The organism is Arthrobacter sp. B055-34 (genome assembly GCF_059090425.1).
The window spans coordinates 36,819-51,591 of the sequence record NZ_JBNHFQ010000007.1; the positions used below are offsets into that span (position 1 = coordinate 36,819).

16 protein-coding genes are annotated in these 14,773 nt (G+C 64.2%); 4 read left to right on the forward strand and 12 right to left on the reverse strand.

The window, feature by feature from the left end:
- Positions 1-5: 5 nt before the first annotated feature.
- Entirely contained in the window at positions 6-719 is a 714-nt protein-coding gene (locus AC5RWO_RS14090; RefSeq protein WP_498732046.1) for a redox-sensing transcriptional repressor Rex, read from the reverse strand.
- Between the two features lie 75 nt (positions 720-794).
- On the reverse strand, positions 795-1,058 hold the full coding sequence (locus AC5RWO_RS14095) for a glutaredoxin family protein (protein ID WP_074701123.1): 264 nt from the start codon (positions 1,056-1,058) through the stop codon (positions 795-797).
- 108 nt (positions 1,059-1,166) lie between these two features.
- On the opposite strand from AC5RWO_RS14095, the gene AC5RWO_RS14100 reads away from it, so the two are divergent.
- Complete coding sequence (locus AC5RWO_RS14100) at positions 1,167-1,985, forward strand: HAD family hydrolase (RefSeq protein WP_498732047.1); 819 nt, start codon at positions 1,167-1,169, stop codon at positions 1,983-1,985.
- Positions 1,986-2,099: 114 nt separating this feature from the next.
- Here the strand turns inward: AC5RWO_RS14100 and AC5RWO_RS14105 are convergent, their stop codons facing one another.
- The 5 genes from AC5RWO_RS14105 to AC5RWO_RS14125 all read right to left on the reverse strand — a co-directional run bounded on the left by AC5RWO_RS14105 (position 2,100) and on the right by AC5RWO_RS14125 (position 5,714).
- Complete coding sequence (locus tag AC5RWO_RS14105; RefSeq protein WP_003792170.1) at positions 2,100-2,198, reverse strand: 30S ribosomal protein bS22; 99 nt, start codon at positions 2,196-2,198, stop codon at positions 2,100-2,102.
- A 177-nt stretch (positions 2,199-2,375) separates the two neighbouring features.
- On the reverse strand, positions 2,376-2,588 hold the full coding sequence (locus tag AC5RWO_RS14110) for a helix-turn-helix domain-containing protein (RefSeq protein ID WP_139004577.1): 213 nt from the start codon (positions 2,586-2,588) through the stop codon (positions 2,376-2,378).
- A 148-nt stretch (positions 2,589-2,736) separates the two neighbouring features.
- A complete protein-coding gene (locus AC5RWO_RS14115) occupies positions 2,737-3,849 on the reverse strand; it encodes a 3-deoxy-7-phosphoheptulonate synthase (protein ID WP_498732048.1) in 1,113 nt (370 codons plus the stop codon).
- Positions 3,850-4,071: 222 nt separating this feature from the next.
- On the reverse strand, positions 4,072-4,998 hold the full coding sequence (locus AC5RWO_RS14120; protein ID WP_498732049.1) for an N-acetylglucosamine kinase: 927 nt from the start codon (positions 4,996-4,998) through the stop codon (positions 4,072-4,074).
- Between the two features lie 11 nt (positions 4,999-5,009).
- Entirely contained in the window at positions 5,010-5,714 is a 705-nt protein-coding gene (locus AC5RWO_RS14125; protein ID WP_498732050.1) for a FadR/GntR family transcriptional regulator, read from the reverse strand.
- An 86-nt stretch (positions 5,715-5,800) separates the two neighbouring features.
- Between AC5RWO_RS14125 and AC5RWO_RS14130 the strand changes: the two genes are divergently transcribed.
- Complete coding sequence (locus AC5RWO_RS14130; protein WP_498732051.1) at positions 5,801-7,039, forward strand: alpha-hydroxy acid oxidase; 1,239 nt, start codon at positions 5,801-5,803, stop codon at positions 7,037-7,039.
- A gap of 94 nt (positions 7,040-7,133) precedes the next feature.
- Here the strand turns inward: AC5RWO_RS14130 and gdhA are convergent, their stop codons facing one another.
- The 3 genes from gdhA to AC5RWO_RS14145 all read right to left on the reverse strand — a co-directional run bounded on the left by gdhA (position 7,134) and on the right by AC5RWO_RS14145 (position 10,342).
- A complete protein-coding gene (gdhA, locus tag AC5RWO_RS14135) occupies positions 7,134-8,474 on the reverse strand; it encodes an NADP-specific glutamate dehydrogenase (protein ID WP_498732052.1) in 1,341 nt (446 codons plus the stop codon).
- 174 nt (positions 8,475-8,648) lie between these two features.
- The gene (locus AC5RWO_RS14140) at positions 8,649-9,113 is read right to left on the reverse strand and encodes an ArsR/SmtB family transcription factor (RefSeq protein ID WP_498732053.1); all 465 of its coding nucleotides are present in this window, start codon (positions 9,111-9,113) and stop codon (positions 8,649-8,651) included.
- An 80-nt stretch (positions 9,114-9,193) separates the two neighbouring features.
- Positions 9,194-10,342, reverse strand: coding sequence for an acetoin utilization protein AcuC (locus tag AC5RWO_RS14145; RefSeq protein ID WP_498732055.1), 1,149 nt, complete (start codon positions 10,340-10,342; stop codon positions 9,194-9,196).
- 191 nt (positions 10,343-10,533) lie between these two features.
- On the opposite strand from AC5RWO_RS14145, the gene AC5RWO_RS14150 reads away from it, so the two are divergent.
- The gene (locus AC5RWO_RS14150) at positions 10,534-11,946 is read left to right on the forward strand and encodes a TrkH family potassium uptake protein (RefSeq protein WP_498732056.1); all 1,413 of its coding nucleotides are present in this window, start codon (positions 10,534-10,536) and stop codon (positions 11,944-11,946) included.
- Between the two features lie 37 nt (positions 11,947-11,983).
- A complete protein-coding gene (locus AC5RWO_RS14155; protein ID WP_413542043.1) occupies positions 11,984-12,622 on the forward strand; it encodes a potassium channel family protein in 639 nt (212 codons plus the stop codon).
- A gap of 3 nt (positions 12,623-12,625) precedes the next feature.
- On the opposite strand, the gene proC is transcribed toward AC5RWO_RS14155, so the two are convergent.
- Both proC and AC5RWO_RS14165 read right to left on the reverse strand, forming a co-directional pair.
- The gene (gene proC, locus AC5RWO_RS14160; RefSeq protein WP_498732057.1) at positions 12,626-13,480 is read right to left on the reverse strand and encodes a pyrroline-5-carboxylate reductase; all 855 of its coding nucleotides are present in this window, start codon (positions 13,478-13,480) and stop codon (positions 12,626-12,628) included.
- Between the two features lie 238 nt (positions 13,481-13,718).
- Entirely contained in the window at positions 13,719-14,744 is a 1,026-nt protein-coding gene (locus AC5RWO_RS14165) for a Ppx/GppA phosphatase family protein (RefSeq protein WP_498732058.1), read from the reverse strand.
- Positions 14,745-14,773 lie beyond the last annotated feature (29 nt).

Sequence of the window (14,773 nt, forward strand, 5' to 3'; positions counted from 1 at the left end):
GTTTCCTACTGTGCCTTACGGGCGCGGGTTTCGGAGTCCAACTCCGATTCCTGCGCCCGTTGTGCGTGGTAGGCCAGGATCTGCAGTTCGGTGGCCATGTCGACCTTCCGCACCTGCACATGCGGCGGCACCTGCAGCACAACGGGGGCGAAACTCAGGATGCTGGTGATTCCGGCAGCGACGAGCTTGTCGCAGAGTTCCTGTGCCACACGGCCCGGAACGGCCAGCACCACCATGTTCGCGCCGGTCCGGTGCAGCACGGTTTCCAAATCACCCGTGTTGTGAATTTTCAGACCACCGATCTCGGTTCCGATGATCGACGGGTCAGCATCAAAGATGGCCGCAACTTCGAAACCACGCGTGGTGAAACCCGAATAGCCTGCCAGAGCCCTGCCGAGGTTACCGGCGCCAATGATGGCGACGCGCCATTCCTGGGTCAGCCCCAGTCGGGCGGAAATGGTCCGCGTCAGCAGCTGCACGTCATAGCCGACGCCGCGGGTGCCGTAGGAGCCGAGGTAGGACAGATCTTTGCGGAGCATGGGGGACTTCACCCCGGCGGCTTCGGCGAGTTCCTCCGATGAGGCACGCTCCACCCCCTCGGCAAGCAGGGAGTTCAGGGCGCGCAGGTAGATCGTCAGCCGCGCAACAGACGCCGGCGGAATAGTGCGGCCCGAACTTTCGGGATTCCCAGCGGTACCGGGAAGATCCTGCGTGGTCACGATGTGGCTCTCCATTGCTAGCTGTAGTCCCACTTTAGGCGCTGGGCAAAACGGCAACCAATCGGCTCTGGTGGGTCAGGACGTCAGCAGGCGCCGCAGCCTCTCAGGATCGATGCGCCAGAAATCCCGCTGCACGCCGTCGATCATGACCACCGGAATCTCCTCGGCGAACCGCCGTTCCAGCTCCGGATCCTCCAGAATGGACTTCTCCTGCCATTCCAGCCCTAGGTCATCGGCAACTGCCGACACAGTTTCTCGGGCCGCTTCACAAAGATGGCAGTCCGGCTTGGTGAGCAGCACCAGTTCATGACTAGGGCGGGGAGCAGCTGAATCCGTCATAGCTAACAACGTAGCCCTACCGGGTCAGGAGTCAATAACCGGACGCCGCGCTGCCCTCCACCCACAGGGCGGCTCGGCTCGACGCCTTTGCCTCGTTAGACTCGAGGCATGCCCTTAGCCGCCACAGGTCCTGCCCATCGAAAGCCTGATCCCGCCGGCACAGAAACCGGGGCCGCGTTTTTCGACGTCGACAATACTTTGATGCGCGGGGCAAGCCTGTTCCATGTGGGGCGCAAGATGTACCAACGCGGTGCCTTCCGGATGCGCGACGTCGCCGGGTTCGCCATCAAGCAGGGAAAGTTCCTGTGGCGCGGGGAAAACCTGAAGGACATCCAATCCGTCCGCGATACCGCCATGGCGCTCGGCGCCGGGCTGATGGTGACGGACGTAAAGGCCCTGGGCGAGGAAGTCTATGACGAGATCATCGCCTCTAAGATCTGGCCTGGCACCCGCGCCCTCGCGGATCAGCATCTGCGTGCCGGCCGCAAAGTGTGGCTGGTGACTGCCACTCCCCTGACGGTCGCGGAGGTCATCGCGGACCGACTGGGCCTGGACGGGGCTTTGGGTACCGTGGCGGAAATTTCCGAGGGCGCCTACACAGGGGCGCTGGTCGGTGAAATCCTGCATGGACCGGCCAAGGCCTATGCTGTCGCCGAACTCGCCAAGCTGGAGGGGCTGGAGCTGGAGAACTGCTGGGCCTACAGCGACTCCTACAATGATGTGCCGCTGCTGTCGCTGGTGGGCAATCCGGTGGCTATCAATCCGGACGCGAGGCTGCGCCGCCATGCCCGGGAACGCAACTGGCCGATCTACGACTTTCGCAGCGGCCGCAAGGCTGCAACCCTGGGGCTCAAAGCCGCCACCGGGGCCGGCGCCGTGTACGGGCTCTGGCGCGGGGTGCACAAGTTCCGCGGCCCACGCGGCTAAGCAGGCCCGCTGCGGCGTTCCCGCCACGGCGCAGTTCGGAGTTCCCGCACGGTTTAACGCAAACGGCCCGCCAGTTGCCTGACGGACCGAGAAGCATGCTGTAAAGCGGAAGCTCTACTTCTTATTGCGACGCTGGTGGCGTGTCTTGCGAAGCAGTTTACGGTGCTTCTTCTTGGCCATACGCTTGCGGCGCTTCTTAATAACTGAACCCACGAGTTCCTCACAAATTCACTTCGATTAACATCCGACTGCCACAGCTTGCCCTTGAGAACAGCAGTGGCCGGCGGATTCTTACGATGACGTAAAACGTTCCTTAACAGGGTACCGCCTAAATCAGGCGACAATTTACCGGCCGTTGGCGCCCGGTCCGTTGCCCAGATCCAAAACCGCCTAAGCGGTATCCGACTGGCCCTCCACAACGGCACCGCGAAGATACTGCTCCACGGCCGATTCCGGCACCCGGTAGGAGCGCCCGAAACGGACAGCAGGCATCTCTCCGGAGTGGATCAACCGGTAAACGGTCATCTTGGAAACACGCATCACTTCGGCCACTTCCGACACCGTCAAGAAGCGGACGTTCGAGAAGTTCTTCTCCTCAGCCATTTCCAAAATCCTTTACTCCGGTAGGGCCCAACGGCATGCCGCCTTGCCCTGCGAGTAATTTGCCGTCTAGCTAGACACTCTAGAGGGCCAAGTGACCAAAGTGAAAGTTGGCCTGTTGATTAAGCGTTACATGATTCGCGCGGCTTTTTCAGCGGGACACCCCGGCGCGCTGAACACTGCTCAAGGCCAGCTGGGCGAGGGTGGAAACCGTCATGTCCCAGTCCATGCACGCGTCCGTCACGCTCTGCCCGTAAACCAGTTCGGCGTTGCCTTCGGCCTGGTCAGCGACATCGAGTTTCTGCGCGCCCGCCACCAGGAAGCTTTCCAGCATGATCCCGGCAATGGCGGAGGCGCTGCGGCCTGTCCCCTCCAGTTGGGCCGCGATGTCCAGCGCCACCTCTGCCTGCCGGTGGTGACTCTTGCCGCTGTTGGCGTGGCTGGCGTCAACGATCAGCCGCGGGTTAAGCCCCGCTTCTGCCAGCAGCTCCGAGGCACGGGCAACATTGGCGGCGTCGTAATTTGGTCCGGCATTGCCGCCGCGCAGAATCAGGTGAGTATCGGCGTTCCCCGCGGTCGAAACCATGGCGGCACGGCCGGCTTCGTCGATGCCCAGGAAAGTCTGGGCAGCCGACGCGGCGGTGCACGCATCAAGCGCCACCTGGAGCCCGCCGTCGGTCCCGTTCTTGAAACCGATCGGCATGGACAGTCCCGAGGCGAGCTGGCGGTGGATCTGGCTTTCCGTGGTGCGCGCACCGATCGCCCCCCAGCTGACCAGATCCGCTACGTACTGCGGGCTGATCGGCTCGAGGAACTCGGTGGCAACAGGGAGCCCGAGGTCGGCTACGTCGAGCAGGAACCGGCGGGCTGTCCGCAGCCCGCTGGCAACGTCATGCGAGCCGTCGAGACGCGGGTCGTTGATCAGGCCCTTCCAGCCAACCGTGGTTCGCGGCTTCTCGAAGTACGCACGCATGACGATGAGCAGCTCAGAGCTGCGCTGCTGGGCCACCGCGGCCAGACGCCGGGCGTAGTCGAGCCCGGCTTCCGGATCGTGGATGGAGCATGGGCCGACAATCACCAGCAGCCGGTCATCGACGCCGTCCATGACCGCACGGATCTCGGCGCGGCCGCGTTCGACGACGACGGACTGTTCGGCAGTTGCCGGCAGCTCTTCGACGACCTCCTGCGGCGTCGGCAGCGCACTGAAGGAGGTGACCCGCAGATTGCTGGTCTGGATCTTGTCTGCGTTCAGTACCGGATTCATGGTTTTCCCGTCCTATGGAGGCGGGAACCGAGCAGAACCCGCCGTGGAAATGGCGAAGGGCAGAGAATGATCTCTGCCCTGTTGGCTCTGAAGGTGTCGGTTGCGCACGCCGCTAGGCAGTCACGTTAGGCCCCTCCAGAGCCAACGGAAAATACGCATACCAACGGGTTGTCATGTCCACGAGCATAAGCCACGGTTTCCGCCCTGCGGCAATTGTGACGATTATGACTCCGGGTAATCCGGAGTTGGCGCGTCAGAACCCGCGCGGCTTACGCGTCCGGCCGGCTCATCGAGCAGGTCCACGCCATAGACCGGTTCCCGGTCAAGCTGGCGCACGTCGTCAATGCCGTACGGGGCAAGAGCGGCGGCAATGCCAGCCCCCAATTGCGGCACGTTCGCCCCTAGGCCGCCGCCGAGGATCACGGGCCCGGAGATATCCAGCCGGCCGGCCACCTGCAGGATGAGCCGCCCCAGATCCTTAGCGGCAACAGCCAGCAGTTCCGCCGCCACCGGATCCGAGGCGACAGCCTCGACAACCAACCGCGACCGCTGCGCCCAGTAGCGGCGGCCGGTGGGACCGTGGAAGTGTGCGATCAGCTCCACCGGGTCCGCCAGCGAGCAGTCGGCCAGCAAGGCACGTGTCAGCGCATCGGGCTCCAGGCCTTGGTCGTGGCGGCGCAGTGCGTGCCGGACCAGTTCCCGGCCCAGCCAGTAGCCGCTGCCCTCGTCCCCCAGCAGGTAGCCCCAGCCTCCTGCCCGGGCCTCGCCCCCGGTGCCGTCGGTGCCCCAGACCGCCGATCCAGTTCCGGCGATGACCGCAATGCCGCGGCGGGCCCGTCCGGCGGCGAGCACCAGGCGTGAATCGTGTACGGCGCGGATTTCCGCATGCGGCGCAAAAGGCGAGATGAGCGCGGCCAGGGCGCCGGCGTCTTTCGCTGTATCGATCCCGCCGGCCCCGGCGATCACCCTGTCCGCATCGCTGCCCAGGGCCGAGAAAACTTCGGCCAGCGCGGTGGACGCTGATTCGGGGGAAACGTTCTGCACGTTGGCGCTGCCCGCAATGGCTTCGGCCGTGACGGCGCCGTCCTCCAGACGGATGGCATGCGTCTTGGTGCCGCCGATGTCCAGTCCGATCAGAATGTGCGCCATAGCGTTAGAGCTTACTGCCGCCCGGCAGGCTCGGAGTCCATGCCTGCCTCGGCATAATAGCCTTCGATGTGCCTGCGGATGATCCCGGCGGCTTCCTCTGCGCGGCCATCGCGCACGGCTGCCAGCACTTGGCGGTGTTCCGCCAGCAGCCGGGCCGACGTGGCGGACCAGTCGGGCAGGTTGTCGGTCAGCCGGTTGGCGTAGCGCTCGATGGACTCCCGCAGTGATGACATCATCGCGCCGACCAGGAGGTTACCCGCACTTTCGGCGATGGCGACATGGAACTGCGTATCCAGGCGAAGGAATTCCTCCACGTCAGTCCCGGGCAGCGCCATGGCCTCCACGAGGTCGGCGGCGCGCTCCAGCGCCGGATGAGCCGGGTCCGCATTGGCTGCCGCCCACGTTTCCAGCAGCACCCTGGTCCGGACAATATCCGACACCGGAAGGTTCGCGGCGGCGACGTGCATCCGCAAGGCGGCTCCCATGGCACTGGCCGGGTCGGCCGTGATGAAAGTACCGGCGGCAGGCCCGGAACCGACACCGGAACGCACAATCCCCATTGCTTCAAGTACCCGGATGGCTTCACGGGCCGAGGTCCGCGAAACACCCAGCCGTTCGGCCAGCGCGCGCTCCCCGGGCAGCCGGTCCCCCACCGTCAGCGCGCCGCCGTCCAACTGCGCTTCCATCCAGGCCAGCACCTGTTCGTGGGTTCTCATGCCAACATCATACTTGCCGTGGTCCTACCACATGCATTACGCTGTGGTTGGACCACACAGGTTTCCACCCACGAGGGAGCTAAGCCATGCATGAAGAATTGCCCCCGGCCCTCAAACGCCGGATCCCCAAAGTTGCAGATCTCGCCCCGCTGATGCAGTTCAAGCGGCCTACCTTCGGCACCGCCGCCCGGTTGCAGCGCGCCAACACCATCTGGGAGCTGCGTGCGATGGCCAAGCGGCGCACGCCCACCGCGCCCTTCGACTACACCGACGGGGCCGCAGAAGCCGAGATCACCCTGAACCGGGCGCGGAAGGCCTTCCGGGACCTGGAGTTCCGGCCAGGCATTCTGCGCAACGTCCAGAACGTGGACTTGAGCACCGAGGTGCTGGGCCAGCGGTCGGCGCTACCCGTAGGCATCGCTCCCACCGGTTTTACCCGGATGATGCAGTCCGAGGGCGAGTACGCCGGCTCCCGGGCCGCGGCCGCGGCTGGCATCCCCTACACGCTCTCCACCATGGGCACCGCTTCAATCGAGGATGTCGCCGCTGCCGCACCACACGGCCGCAACTGGTTCCAGCTTTACCTCTGGACAGACCGGGAGAAGTCCCTGGCGCTGATCGACCGTGCAGCCAAGGCGGGCATGGATACGTTGATGGTCACGGTGGACACCCCCGTGGGCGGGGCCCGTCTGCGTGACGTCCGCAATGGCATGACGATCCCGCCGGCGCTGACCGCGAAGACCGTGCTGGACGCTTCCTACCGTCCCGCCTGGTGGTTCAATTTCCTTACGCACGAGCCGCTGTCCTTCGCCTCGCTCTCGCGCTACTCGGGGACCGTCTCCGAACTGATCGACTCCATGTTCGACCCCACCTTGAGCTTCGATGACCTGGCCTGGCTGCGCGACACGTGGAAGGGCAAGCTGGTGGTCAAGGGGCTGCAGACGCTGGAAGATACCAGGAAGGTGGTGGACTACGGCGCGGACGGAATCGTGCTCTCCAACCACGGCGGACGCCAGCTGGACCGCGCGCCCATCCCCCTGCACCTGCTCAGCCAGGTGGCGCGGGAGCTGAAAGGCAAGACGTCCATCATGCTGGACACCGGCATCATGACCGGCGGCGACATCGTGGCAGCGATCGCGCTGGGAGCCGATTTCACCCTCATCGGCCGGGCCTACCTGTACGGGCTGATGGCTGGCGGCCGGATGGGCGTGGACCGTGCCCTGGAGATCCTCTCCGGCGAGATGGCCCGCACCATGCGCCTGCTCGGCGTCAACAAGGTCGAAGACCTGAACCCGGATCATGTGAAACTCCCGGCCGGCCTCTGACCGACCGGCACTCTTCCTGCTTCAAACACTGCTGCGAACAAAACGGCGGGGCTCACCATTTGGTGAGTCCCGCCGTCGTTCGCTGTAAATTCCCTTAGATGACGCCCAGGGCCAGCATGGCGTCCGCAACGCGGCGGAAGCCGCTGATGTTGGCACCGGCAACGTAGTTGCCCGGCATGCCGTATTCGTCGGCCGTCGCGGCACAGCTTTCGTGGATGCCCACCATGATGGCACCGAGACGTTCCTCTGTGTGCTCGAAGCTCCAGGCGTCGCGGCTGGCATTCTGCTGCATCTCGAGGGCAGAGGTTGCCACGCCGCCGGCGTTGGCCGCCTTGCCCGGGCCGAAGAGAATACCGGCTTCCTGGAACAGGGCCGTGGCCTCGGCGGTGCAGGGCATGTTGGCGCCTTCGGCCACCGCCACCAGACCGGAATTGACCAGCTTCGCCGCCGCCTTGTCGTCGAGTTCGTTCTGGGTGGCGCAGGGCAGTGCCACGGAGGCGTCGACATCCCAGACCGAGCCGTCCTCGACGTAGCTGACGGAACCGCCGCGGCGTTCGGCGTACTCGGAGATACGGCCGCGCTCGACTTCCTTGATCTGGCGAAGGAGTTCGACGTCGATGCCGGCCTCGTCCACAATGTAGCCGCCGGAGTCGGAGGCCGTGATGGCGGTTGCGCCCAGTGCCTGTGCCTTCTCGATGGCGTTGATGGCCACATTCCCCGAGCCGGACACGGAAACCCGCTGTCCGTCGAAGGACATGCCCTTGGTCTTGAGCATTTCCTCGGTGAAGAGCACGGCGCCGTAACCGGTGGCTTCAGGCCGGACCAGGGAGCCGCCCCAGCCGATGCCCTTGCCGGTCAGCACGCCCGACTCATAGCGGTTGGTGATCCGCTTGTACTGGCCGAACAGGTAGCCGATTTCACGCCCGCCCACGCCGATATCACCGGCGGGAACGTCGGTGTACTCGCCGATGTGGCGGTACAGCTCGGTCATGAAGGACTGGCAGAAGCGCATGACTTCGCCGTCGGACTTGCCGCGCGGGTCAAAGTCTGCCCCGCCCTTGCCGCCGCCGATCGGCATTCCGGTCAGTGCATTCTTGAAGATCTGTTCGAAACCCAGGAACTTGACGATGCCGAGGTACACCGACGGGTGGAAACGCAGTCCGCCCTTGTACGGGCCGAGCGCGGAGTTGAACTCCACCCGGAAACCGCGGTTGATCTGCACCTGCCCGGAATCGTCAACCCACGGTACGCGGAAAATGATCTGGCGTTCGGGCTCGCAGATGCGCTGAAGTATAGCGGCATCTGCATACTCGGGGTGCTTGTTCGAGAGGGGGACCAGGCTTTCAAAAACCTCGTTGACGGCCTGGTGGAATTCAAGTTCGCCGGGATTGCGGCGAAAGACTTCGTCCCGGATTTCGAGCAGATTCGCATCCATGGGGGTGGGTCCCTTCAATAGCTATCGGAGTGCGGGCAGGTGCATGTACGGAAAAACCTCGTGATTGAAAGACGCAGCTGCGCAACCTTCAAATCGAAACATACCCGGTGGGCAAGATGATAACGGGAACGAAATAACGCCCGTCAGCGGCGTAATGAATCCGGCCCTCCGCCGCTAGCCGCGGCGGCTGCGGCGCAGCTTCGGCAGATGCGCAAAAAGGTCCGCCGCCTGCTTGGCAGCTTGGTTGGCCGCATGGCCCAGGGACCGGCCCAGCTGGGGCGGTATGTGGTTCTCTCCGTCACCGTCCAGCTCCGCGGCGGATGTCGAAACCAGCGACACTGCTGGCGCCAGCGGTTCCTCCACGGGCAGGTTTACCGACACCAGTCCGAACCCGGCAACCCAGTCCGCGATGTCCTGCAGCGGGTCCGTCTGCAGAGCGTAAAAACGCTTCTGTCCCTGGGCCCTCATCGACACCAACCCGGCCTCGCGCAGCACCTTCAGATGTTTTGAGACGGTAGGCTGGCTGACTTCGAGTTCCTCGACGAGTTCGCCCACGGATTTGTCGCCCTCACGCAGGGAGCCGAGTATTTCGCGGCGAGTCGCCTCTGCGATTACGGCGAAAACATCATCGATGACCATTCCATTACCCTAGCCACATATACCCGGTGCGGCATCCCCTGCCGCACCCGTGGCGGGCAACCGCATGGAAATCGTTATGCTCAATCAAACCAGGGGTCCAGCCCGTGATACGGGAACACTTCCTTGCGGGTTGCCATGACCGTGCGGTCAACCGCGTCGTTGGGGTCGTAGCCGACTTCCCAGGAGCGCCACCAGAGTTGGGCGTCGTCGTTCATCAGCAAGGGAGCAGTCTGCCCGTATCGTTCCAGCACGTAGTCCCGCCAGCGTTGCGGTACTTCCGCCCGCAACGGGACAGGCTGGCCGGCGACTATGGCAACCAGATGGCTCCACGAACGCGGCACGACATTAAAAATGTCGTAGCCCCCGCCGCCGGTGGCAATCCAGCGGTCCTCAGTCACCTCGCGTGCCAGCCCCGCAATGTCCAGCATCATCTGGCGTTGGGCATCGACGCTGAGGCGGACGCTGCTGAGGATGTCCCGGGCATGGTTGTCGCAGCCGTGCTGGCTCACGATAACCTCCGGCTTGAAGGCGTGTGCCAGTTGCGGGACCACCGCATGGAAGGCCCGCATCCAGGAAGCGTCCCCCGTGCGCGGAGGGACCGCCACGTTCACGGCGCTGCCCAGAGCGTCAGGACCGCCGATCTCATTGGCAAAGCCCGTACCGGGGAACAGCGACATTCCCGTCTCATGGATGGAGACAGTGAGCACCCGCGGGTCGTTCCAGAAAATATTCTGCGTGCCGTCGCCGTGGTGCGCATCGACGTCGATATACAGGACGCGCTGGACGCCGCCGTCAAGCAGGCGCTGAATGCCCAGTGCGCAATCGTTGTAGATGCAGAAGCCGCTGGCTTTGTCACGCGCGGCATGGTGCATCCCCCCGCCGAAATTGACAGCGTGCACGGCCTTCGAGCTCATCAGGGCTTCCGCCGCCTGCAGTGTTCCGCCGGCCAGCCGGGCACTGGCCTCGTGCATCCCGGCAAAAGCCGGGTCATCCTCGGTGCCCAGCCCCCGGGACTCATCCGGCTCGTCCGGGTTGGCGCTGACGGCATGCACGGCCGCAACATAATCCGCGTCGTGCACGGCCAGCAGTTGATCATCCGTCGCGACCTCGGGGGCGACGACCGAAACGTTGTCCCGGTCGAAGAGGCCGAAGTCTGCCGACAGCCGCGCAGTCAAGTCCAACCGGATCGGCGACATGGGATGTTGCGGCCCAAAATTGTAAGCGAGCATCGACTCATCCCACATGACGTGAGTTGGAACACTGGCCGCTGGGTTCGCTTGCATCAGGGACAGGCTACGCGAAACGGTGGCCGGGGTGCATGATTAGCGTCCCCGATGACGGCGGATAGATGATTTACTACTGCAAGGACCAAGTCCCCAAACCCGCCGAGAAATCCATCAGCCCGTCAGAAGCGAACCGTATGACAATTAACCAGCCGTTCAGTCGGCCGGATCGGAAGCAAGGGAAGCTCTCCTTCCTGCTGAGCATCCGCGATTTTGTCGACAACGTCGCCAACAGTTCCCCGGCGCGGCTGGCCCTTATTGTCTATGCCGGCGTTATCCTGGTCTTCACGGGCCTGTTGTCACTGCCCGGCGCCGCCGCGGACGGAAACATCACGCCGCTGCACGACGCGTTCTTCACCGCCGTTTCGGCCGTGTGCGTGACCGGCCTGACGGTAGTTTCCACGGCCGCGCACTGGACCTTCTTCGGCCAGGCGATCATTCTGCTCGGCATCTTCATCGGCGGGTTGGGCACGCTGACACTGGCGTCCATGCTGGCCCTGATGGTGAGCAAACGGCTGGGCGTCCGGGGCAAGCTGATCGCGCAGCAGGCCATGAATAATGCCGGCCGGCTCGGCGAAGTCGGCACGCTGCTGAAGATCGTCATCACCACCTCGGTGCTCATAGAACTGGCCCTGGCCCTGATGCTCATCCCCCGGTTCATCATTCTGGGCGAATCCTTCGGACAAGCTGTCTGGCATGGCGTTTTCTACTCCATCTCCGCATTCAACAACGCAGGCTTCACCCCGCACTCCGACGGTCTGGTGCCCTATGAAGAAGACCTCTGGATACTCACTCCCCTGATGATCGGGGTATTCCTGGGCAGTTTGGGCTTCCCCGTTGTCATGGTCCTGCTGGAACGCGGCTGGCGGTTCAGCAGATGGAATCTGCACACCAAGCTCACCGTTCAGGTCACGTCCCTCCTGCTGCTCCTCGGGGCCATAGCCTGGGGCTTCATGGAGTGGCAGAACGAGGACACGATCGGCGGCCTCTCCCCAACGGACAAAGGCATCCACGCGGTTTTCGCCTCGGTGATGATGCGCTCCGGCGGCTTCAACCTCGTAGACCAGAACGCCATGGAATCCCCGACCATGCTGCTCACCGATGCCCTCATGTTTGCCGGCGGCGGCTCAGCCTCGACGGCCGGCGGCATCAAGGTGACCACCATCGCCATCGTCTTCCTTGCGATTGCCGCCGAGGCGCGCGGCAACAGAGACGTCAATGCCTATGGCCGTACAATTCCCGAGGGTGCCATGCGCGTGGCGATCTCCGTCATCGTTATGGGGGCAACGTTCGTAGCCGTGGCTTCGGGCATGCTGCTGTCAATGACCGATGAAGATCTGGACCGCATCCTGTTCGAAGTGATTTCGGCTTTCGCGACCTGCGGGTTGAGCACCAATCTCAGCGCCGAGCTTCCACCTGCGGGCAAGTACATCCTCTCGGCCCTGATGTTCGCGGGCCGTGTAGGTACTATCACGCTGGCCTCCGCGCTAGCCTTGCGTGAAAGCCGACAATTGTTCCATTACCCGGAAGAGAGGCCGATCATTGGCTGACAAGTCGAACAGCAACCGCCCGGCGCATAACGCTCCGGTGCTGGTGGTGGGCCTGGGCCGCTTCGGCGCGGCCACGGCCGAGCAGCTGGTGAAGCAGGGCCGGGAAGTCCTGGCCATCGAACGCGACCCTGCCCTGGTCCAGAAATGGTCCGGCCAGCTGACCCACATCGTCGAAGCCGACGCCACTAACATCGACGCGCTGCGCCAGCTCGGCGCCCAGGACTTTACGTCCGCCGTCGTCGGTGTGGGTACCTCGATCGAGTCCTCCGTGCTGATCACGGTCAATCTGGTGGATCTGGGTATCGAACACTTGTGGGTCAAGGCCATTACGGCCTCGCACGGCAAGATCCTCACCCGCATCGGCGCCAACCATGTGATCTACCCGGAGGCCGACGCCGGCCGCCGCGCCGCGCACCTGGTTGGCGGACGGATGCTGGACTTCATCGAGTTCGACGACGGTTTCGCGATCGTGAAGATGTACCCGCCGAAGGAGACCCAGGGGTTCACCCTCGGCGAGTCGGGAGTCCGCTCCAAGTACGGCATCACCGTGGTCGGCGTAAAGTCCCCCGGCGAGGATTTCACCTACGCACGCCCCGAGACCAAGGTGTCCAGCCGCGACATGCTGATCGTGTCAGGCCATGTGGACCTGCTCGAACGGTTCGCTGCGCGGCCGTAGTGCTCAGGCGAGTTCTCGGGAGATCTCCGCGGCACGGTCCGCAGCTGCACGCGCACCGGCGGCAATGATGTCCGGCAGCCCAGCCTCGTCGAAGGCGGCGATAGCGCGCTCGGTGGTGCCATTAGGGCTGGTGACCGCCTTGCGCAGCGCTGCGGGGTCTGCCCCGTCCTGAGCCAGCATGGCACCGGCGCCAGCAACCGTATCGCGGGCCAGCACCATGGCAAGCTCCGGATCAAGGCCGAGCTTTACGCCGGCTTGCGCCATGGCTTCGGCAAGATAGAAGGCATAGGCCGGGCCCGAACCGCTGACGGCGGAGACGGCGTCGAGGTTCTCTTCCGGAACTATGACCGTAGTGCCTGCGCCAGAGAACACTGCGGCTGCCGCCGCCAGCTGATCTTCGGTAACGTTGCTGCCGGCCGAGAGCCCGACGGCGCCCCGGCCCACCTTGAGTGGTGTGTTGGGCATGGTGCGCACGAGCGGCTGGCCCTCGGGCAGCGCAGCCTCCATGGTGGCGATCGTGACCGCGGCAGCAACGCTGAGGACCACGGTTTGCGGCGACAGTGCGGACGCAATGCTGCGGCACAAGTCGACGATGCCGACAGGCTTAACCCCCAGCACCACCAGCGCGGCATCCTCCACCGCTTTGATGTTGGCCTGCGCGTCCTCGTTTTCGGCCAGCACGGTCAAACCCTCGTAGCGGCTGCGCAGTTCTTCCGCCCGCTCGCTCCGGCGGACCGTGGCCGTCACGTTCCCTGCGGCAGTGCCGGCCGACAACAGGCCCGCGAGCACCGCTTCGTTCATGGAACCGCATCCGAGAAAGACGATCCGGCCGGTGGTTTCAGTAGTCTGCGCAGTCATGCTGCCATTGAATCACGCGGCCGCTGGGCCCGGCATGTTCTGTGTCGGGATCGATTCACAGTCTTTTCCCAGCATCCTAAAGGCGATATCCCAACAAGGAAACCTACCGTGATTAGTACCTCATAAAGGTGCGAGTGATTATGGATCGGGTCTCCTGGTCCGGTGCCGGCAAACCCGCGGACGTCTCCCCCAACCGTCCGCAGGTGGTGCCGGCACCTTCTCTTTAACCAGCAGCTGGCTAAGGTATCGCGCTGTCCAGCCTTTCCACCGCCGGAGCAGGCTCCAGTGCCTTCTGTACGAGGGCGGTCCCCACGGGGCGTACCGGTGCATCGCTGTCATACAGCAGATGGTCGAAACGCTTGAGGATGAGCCCTTCGCGCAGGGCCCACGGACAGATCACCATGGAGTTGATGTCGAACATCTCCATCGCCGCCTCCGCAACCAGTGCCCCGGCCAGCAACTGCGGGGCGCGCACAAGCGAAACCCCGGGCAAGTTAGCCCGGTCATTGGCTGGCATTGCCGAAAGCCGCTGGGTCCAGAGGGATAGGTCCTCGCGGCGTAGTTCGCGCCGGATGTAGGGTCCGGCCGCGGACGGAGCCGCTCCCGTAATGCGTGCCAGGGACCTGAACGTTTTGGACGTGCCGGCGACGAGATCAGGGAACCCAGCGCCGTCGAACTCTTTAACCGCCGGAGCAAGGGTTTCCCTGATGTAGTGCCTCAGGTCCTTGACGCTGCCGGCGCTGGGCGGATCTGACGGCAGCCAGTCGCGGGTCAGCCGTCCCGCGCCCAGTGGAACCGATGCTGCCACATCCGGTTGTTCATCATGCCCGATGGCCATTTCGAACGAGCCGCCGCCGATATCCAGGTCCAGAATGGTGCCGGCGCCCCAGCCGTACCAGCGCCTGACCGCTACCAGGGTCATCGCCGCTTCCTGCGGGCCGGTCAGTTCCTGCAGGGCGACGTTGGTTTCAGCCTGCACGCGGGCCAGCACGGCGTCGCCGTTGGCAGCCTCGCGGATGGCGGAAGTGCAGAAAGCCAGCATGTCCTCGGCGCTGTGCTGGCCGGCGAATGCCCACGCTTCCCGGATGAACCCGATCAACTCCTGCTGGCCGGCCTCGTTGATGTTCCCGTCGGCGTCCAGATAGGCCACGAGCGACAGCGGCCGCTTGTGCGAGGCAAACGGAACGGGCCGGGCACCCGGATGGGCGTCGACCAATAACAGGTGGACGGTGTTCGAACCGATATCGAGAACGCCTAGACGCATGCTCTTATTATGTCGGCTGAAGCACGGCT